The 6,159-nt window shown below is 59.9% G+C and carries 5 protein-coding genes and 1 pseudogene; 4 read left to right on the top strand and 2 right to left on the bottom strand.

The genetic code is table 11. The annotated features are described in order from the left end of the window. Positions 1-93: 93 nt before the first annotated feature. Positions 94-516, bottom strand: a pseudogene (locus ABIB95_RS45865) (FAD-dependent oxidoreductase); the annotation flags it as partial. Between the two features lie 577 nt (positions 517-1,093). Between ABIB95_RS45865 and ABIB95_RS45860 the strand changes: the two are divergent. Then, positions 1,094-1,264 (top strand): hypothetical protein, encoded by a 171-nt coding sequence (locus ABIB95_RS45860; protein WP_187436520.1) that lies wholly within the window; start codon positions 1,094-1,096, stop codon positions 1,262-1,264. Then, the gene (locus ABIB95_RS45855; protein ID WP_354249033.1) at positions 1,254-3,323 is read left to right on the top strand and encodes a recombinase family protein; all 2,070 of its coding nucleotides are present in this window, start codon (positions 1,254-1,256) and stop codon (positions 3,321-3,323) included. Before ABIB95_RS45860 ends, ABIB95_RS45855 begins: the two co-directional genes overlap by 11 nt. Here ABIB95_RS45855 and ABIB95_RS45850 read toward each other — a convergent pair. Further along, positions 3,293-4,395, bottom strand: a protein-coding gene (locus tag ABIB95_RS45850; RefSeq protein ID WP_502917956.1) for an IS3 family transposase whose coding sequence is annotated in 2 segments (ribosomal slippage) — positions 3,293-4,140 and positions 4,140-4,395 — 1,104 coding nt in all. Because the reading frame shifts where the segments join, the coding sequence is not laid out codon by codon here. The two genes, ABIB95_RS45855 and ABIB95_RS45850, sit on opposite strands and share 31 nt — an antisense overlap. Before the next feature lie 660 nt (positions 4,396-5,055). On the opposite strand from ABIB95_RS45850, the gene ABIB95_RS45845 reads away from it, so the two are divergent. Both ABIB95_RS45845 and ABIB95_RS45840 read left to right on the top strand, forming a co-directional pair. After that, positions 5,056-5,763 (top strand): hypothetical protein, encoded by a 708-nt coding sequence (locus ABIB95_RS45845; RefSeq protein ID WP_354249032.1) that lies wholly within the window; start codon positions 5,056-5,058, stop codon positions 5,761-5,763. 96 nt (positions 5,764-5,859) lie between these two features. Further along, complete coding sequence (locus ABIB95_RS45840) at positions 5,860-6,138, top strand: HTH domain-containing protein (RefSeq protein ID WP_354249031.1); 279 nt, start codon at positions 5,860-5,862, stop codon at positions 6,136-6,138. Positions 6,139-6,159 lie beyond the last annotated feature (21 nt).

Here is a 6,159-nt window from a genome sequence, read left to right as displayed (position 1 = left end):
CGCCATGCGCGCCGACAAGACTGACCTCAGCTTCGAAGCAATGATCCACCTCACCGCCGCCGTGATAAATTCAAGATGAATCCAAACAGGCCCTAGTCCGAAATCCGCAGCTTCAATGTCAGGCCTTCGACCAGAGACAAGGTCCGCTATGACCCGTGCGGAGCCGCAACTCATCGTCCAACCGAGAGTGCCACGTCCTGTGTTCAAGAATAGATTACTAATTCTGGTCCCGCCGATAATTGGCGTTCCATCCGGCGTCATCGGTCGTAGCCCTGACCAGAAGGACGCGTTTTTGGGATCTCCACCGGGAAACAGATCCATCACGGAATACTCCAGCGTTAGCCGGCGTGCCTCGACGAGGTCATTGGTGTAACCCGAGATTTCGGCCATTCCGCCGACACGAATGCGATCCCCGAGGCGGGTAATCGCAATCTTGTATGTCTCGTCGATGACCGTCGATTCGGGGGCGCGCGAAGTGTCGGTAATGGGAATCGTCAGCGAGTATCCCTTGACAGGAGAGCCGGTCCCGTTTGTCTGAACAGAATCTCCGCGTCGATAAGTGGAGCGTCTGCCTGGGTTAGGCCGCCAAGCGGCCTGGCGGCTGGTTGAAGTAGGCTTGATCCGGTGTGGCGTCGTCAAGGCTTTGGTGCGGTCGGTGACCATTGTACAACGAGGTTTGAGAACGCCCACAGGACCGCTCTTCGCGTGGTTCTTTATCGATATCATCCTTGGTTTGGTTGCCGAGTTTGCGTTCATGGGGCCGTCGACAAGGCTGGCGATGTCGCCTTCCGCTGCACGCTGGATGGATCGCAAGCAGATCGTTGGCTGGAGGTTCCAGCATGGATGTTCGACCGGACGGCATGCCCTGAGGCGGAGCTTTTGGCAGCTCGGCCATTTGTCAGCATAACCGCACTTGCAGCGCTTTCTGCGCTTCTCGATCTGGTGTTGATGGATCGAACGCCATCAGCTGCCCTGCTTTCTAGCGCATCCAGAGCCTCTCACGACCAGAATCGGGGAGAGACCCATGTCACGGCAGACGGCAATGCCAGGGAGCAGATACCGACACAATCGCCAACCGCGGCCGCAGCAACAGATGGATCTGTTCGGGAGCGGCCTGCCGAACGGCGCCATCGGCGCGCCAGCATGGCCGGAGTTGCCGGCGGAAGCCCGGGCGGCCCTCACAAGCCTGATGACGCAGTTGATCCTCGACCACGCTGCGATGACAGCGACGCCGCCCGCGAAGGGGGTCGATCATGATCTCTGACAAGGTCAGGCCTCATCATCTGGAGCGTAAGGCGATTCTTTACGTGCGCCAATCCTCAGCACATCAGGTGTTGCACAATCGCGAGAGCAGCGCATTGCAATACGCCATGCGGGACCGGCTGACGGCACTCGGGTGGTCAGAGATCGAAGTGATCGATGATGATCTCGGTCGTTCAGCCGCCGGCGGCGTGCAACGCGCCGGTTTCGAGCGAATGGTAGCGGAGGTTTGCCTCGGTAAGGTTGGTGCGGTTTGCGCCCGCGAGGTCTCGCGCTTCGCCCGCAACAGCCGGGATTGGCAGCAACTCATCGAGATGTGCCGCGTGGTCGATACCGTTCTGGTCGATCAGGAGACTATCTATGCGCCAAGGCACGGCAACGACCGCCTGCTGCTCGGGCTCAAGGGCAGCCTCAACGAGTACGAACTGGATTTGTTGCGCCAACGCTCGCTCTCGGCCCGCTACGAGAAGGCGCGCCGGGGCGAGTTGGTTGTGGCGGCGCCCGTCGGCTTCGTGAAGGCCGGCGACCGTTATGAGAAAGATCCGGATCGGCGTGTCCAGGAAGCGATCAAGCTGGTGTTCGACAAGGTCGAGGAACTGGGCAGCGCGCGACAGGCGCTCTGCTGGCTCCACGAGTACAATCTCGATCTACCAGTGAAGCAGTCCAACGGCGACACAGCCTGGCGGCGACCGAGTTACTCCGCCATCCACCGGATCATTGAGAACCCGGTCTACGGCGGCGCCTATGCCTATGGTAAGACGGCTGTGGCGGCGGGATACAGCGCCGGGGGCGTGAGCGTGAAGATCCGCCGCAAGACGCGGAACGAATGGCTGGCGCTGAAGCCCAACACCCACGACGGGTATGTGAGCTGGGAGAGGTTCGAGGCGATCCGCACCATGGTCAGCAGCAACGTTCCCACCGGTCGGCATCACGGCGCACCCAAGCATGGTGACGCGCTGCTGGCCGGTCTGATCCGGTGCAAGCGCTGCGGCCGCAAGCTCACTCTCCGGTACTCCGGCATGAAGCACCATATCCCACGCTACAGCTGCAGCCGCGCCCGGATGGACAATGGCGGTCCTCACTGCATCGCCTTCGGCGGATTGCGTGTCGATGATGCAATCGAGGAAGCACTGCTTGGCGTCGTCGGTCCGGGCGCTATCGCCGCTGCAACCGCTGCCGCCGAAGGAGCCAGGGAACGGCGGGATCAGGTGCGCGATGCGCTCAGTCGCGATCTGGAAGCGGCGCGCTATGCCGCCGACCGGGCTTTCCGGCAATACGATGCCGCTGACCCCGCGAACCGGTTGGTGGCGAGTGAGCTGGAAGCGCGCTGGAACAGGGCACTCGCTCACGCGGCGGAGGTCGAGGGCAAGATCGCCATGCATGATGCGGCGACGCCCGCACCCATTCCTGATCCAGCTTCGCTCGGCGTACTGGCCTCGAACCTCAAAACGGTCTGGGATGCGCCGACGACGGATGCTCGTCTCAAGAAGCGCATTGTACGCACCCTCGTCCATGAGGTCGTGGCCGATATAGACGACGCGGCGTCCGAGATCGTTCTCATCGTCCACTGGGTGGGTGGCGCTCACAGCGAGTTGCGCTTGCCCAAGCGCCGGCGCGGACAGCGCAACAGCACTTCCGCCGATATTATCCAAGCCGTGCGTCAACTGGTGCTGATCGCCAGCGACGATCTGATTGCCGGCCTCCTCAACCGAAACGGCCTCAAGACGGGCAACGGCAATCGCTGGACCCGCGAGCGCGTCACATCAATGCGCTCGAGCTACCACCTCCCGGTGTTCAAGCCCGCCGATGACGGGATCGAACCCTGGCTCAACCTTAGCAACGCCGCAAAGCTCCTGAAGATCGCGCCCAAGACGCTCCGGCTGGCCGCTGAAGCCGGCGAAATCGAAGCCTTCCATCCGCTATCGGACGGCCCGTGGATCTTCGCCCGCGCCTCGCTGATAACAACTGCCGCTCAATCTATCGCCGAACGAGCGCGACAGAACCCAAGATACCCCACGGGATCGCATCCCAATCAGCAAAGTCTCTTCTCTTCAACAACATAGACAGATGGGTGTTCTGATGCGCGGTTGTAGAAGTCGAGATATCGGCCGATCGAGGCGCGGGCCTCGCCGACGGTTTCGTAGGCTCGCAGGTACACCTCCTCGTATTTGACGCTGCGCCACAGCCGCTCGACGAAGACGTTGTCGCGCCAGGCTCCCTTGCCGTCCATGCTGATGGCGATGCCGTTGCCAGCGAGCAGGCCGGTGAAGGCCGCGCCGGTGAACTGCGAGCCCTGGTCCGTATTGAAGATTTCTGGCTTGCCGTGACGAGCGAGGGCGTCCTCCAGTGTCTCGACGCAGAAGGCCGCCTCCATCGTGATCGACAGACGCCACGACAGAACCCGGCGGGTCGCCCAATCGAGTACGACGGCGAGATAGACGAAGCCGCGCGCCATCGGAATGTAGGTGATGTCCATCGCCCAGACTTGGTTCGGCCGCGTGATCTCCATGCCGCGCAGCAGATACGGATAGATCTTGTGGCCGGGCTCAGGCTTGGTGGTGCGGGGGCGGCGATAGAGCGCTTCTATCCCCATCCGCCGCATGAGCGTCTTCACATGCCGGCGGCCGACCTTGCACCCTTGCAAAGCCAGCAGGCCACGCAGCATACGCGAACCGGCGAAGGGATACTCCAGATGTAGCCAGTCGAGACGCCGCATGATCGCGAGATCGGCGTCCGGCACTGGGCGCGGCAGGTAATAGACGCTGCCCCGGCTGATCCGCAGAACCTCAGCCTGCTTGGTGATCGACAGATCGTGCTCACGGTCGATCATCGCTTTGCGCTCAGCAATCCCGCCTTGGTGAGCGCTCCTTCTAAAAAATCGTTCTCCAGCGTCAGCTCTCCGATCTTGGCGTGCAGCGACTTCACGTCGATCGCGGGCGCCGCCGACGCAGCGCTGCCCGGGCCGAATACGCCAGATGCCCCGCCTTCGAGCTGGGCCTTCCAGGCCGTAATCTGATTGGGGTGAACATCAAAGTGCTCGGCCAGTTGGGCTATCGTCCGGTCACCCTTGACGGCGGCAAGCGCCACCTTCGCCTTGAAGGCCGCTATGTGGTTCCGGCGCGGTCGTCTGTTCATCGTCTCTCCTGATTCGCGGGCTTATCGTGCCCGCCGTCAGGCAGAAACTCCACTTAGCGTCCTGTTCAAATTTGCGAGGCCGGCTCTCAAGTTCAAGCTCAGCCAGCAGCAGATCGCGCACGCGCGGGATCTGCAAGGTGAAGGGCGCGGCCTGCGGGAGATTGGCAGCACTGCTTGGCTGTCACGCCTCGACCGTATCGCGCGCCCTGCAAATTGAAAAAGAAGAGGAGGAAACCGCATGACCGCAATCATGCTCACCCACATCGACAACATCCGCAACACGGCGCGGTTTACAAGCTGGACATTCAGCCCACGCTGTTTGGCGGGTGCTCGCTTGTGCGAGAATGTGGCGCATTGGGTGTGCCGGCACAGTCCGAATTGAAACCTATTCGTCCCGAGGCCAAGCCGACATAGCCATGATCTCGAAATGGGCGCGGAAGCGGAAGAAGGGTATCGATAGAACCGAGTAGATCGTGAAGTCGCATTCACGATTTTACGATTGCACCACAGGTCGCATTACGGCCCTGGAGTTTCGGCACGGCCAGCATTGGCGATTGGCAGTGGCGTTCACGCACCGTCGTGGGCATTGTTGCCAGTACTCGGTTTTGCCATGCCCGATTCTGGCTTAAAGCCCACAAGCGAAGTGAAAGCGGAAACCCCATGACACCGACTGAATACGAAAAGGCCGTTGCAGAACGCTTTCGGACATACTGGCCACCGCCGCTATACCTGGTGAAGCACAACACCAGATTGCCAGGGCAAAAGACCAAAGTGCGACGTCAGATCGACATCAGCGTTTTTGAGGTAAGTCAGGCGGAGCCAATCCTTATCGCAGAAGCCAAACGGTACAAGCGGCCAATCGACGCCGTTAAAGCTGGCTCGACAATTGCCCTGGTGCAGGACGTTGGCGGTTTGCCTGCCGTAATGGTGTCGACGTCTGGGTTTTCGCTGGCGGCTGAGAATCACTTGGCCGCCGAAGGTATCGAATTCCTAAAGATAATTGTGACCGAGGCGAAGGGTCTGCGCTGGATTCCGTTTGTCGAGCAGAAGTTCATTTTGGATCGTGCATATCGGGAATTATCCGGCCAACTGATAGAGGCGGTTCGCACGGGCGACGCCGCACCGTTTCTGGAAAACCAGCTGCCGTTTGAGGAATGGACGGCCGTCCTGATCAGTGGTCAATCAATCTTTCCCGATCGCGTCGCGAGTATCTTGAAAACCTTGGCGCGAAGCCATTTTGATGATGGAGTGCGGTACAACGCCATTGCACTGCTTGAGGACGCGGGACTGCTTAACAGAGCAGACATCGAGAACTTATTGCAATGTGAGCACGATCCCGAGACGCACGAGCTGCTTTCGAGCCTCTGAATCAGACGATTCAGCTTCAACCAATGCCTTTGCTGATCCCGGTTGACAGCTGTTGTTGTTATTCAAGATAACAGGGATGAATTTCAGGCGGGTCTCATGGGTGGTCTCACGTTCTTAGGTCTGTCAGAGCGTGTCTTAGAGGAAGAAAAGCGACCTCTATCGCCGTTCGAGATTTCGAAAATCGCTCAGCAAGAGTTACGAACAAGAACTGAGATCGAAGGCCGGAAAAACGGAAAAACTCCCGCCTCGACCCTGTATTCAGCCATTATGACTGATGGGTATTTCGAGAAATCCCGGTTCATAAAGGTCTCCAAACGCCCGGCGCGTTACTTCTTAAAGCGGCCGGCGCCCGTGCGTCGCGTGGGCATTGATTGAAATTTAATGACTTTGTTGCCA

The sequence above is a fragment of the Bradyrhizobium sp. LA2.1 genome (assembly GCF_040547725.1).
GTDB classification, from domain to species: Bacteria; Pseudomonadota; Alphaproteobacteria; order Rhizobiales; family Xanthobacteraceae; genus Bradyrhizobium; species Bradyrhizobium barranii.
Note: the sequence above shows the minus strand (reverse complement) of the source record. Positions and strands in the feature narration are given on the sequence as shown.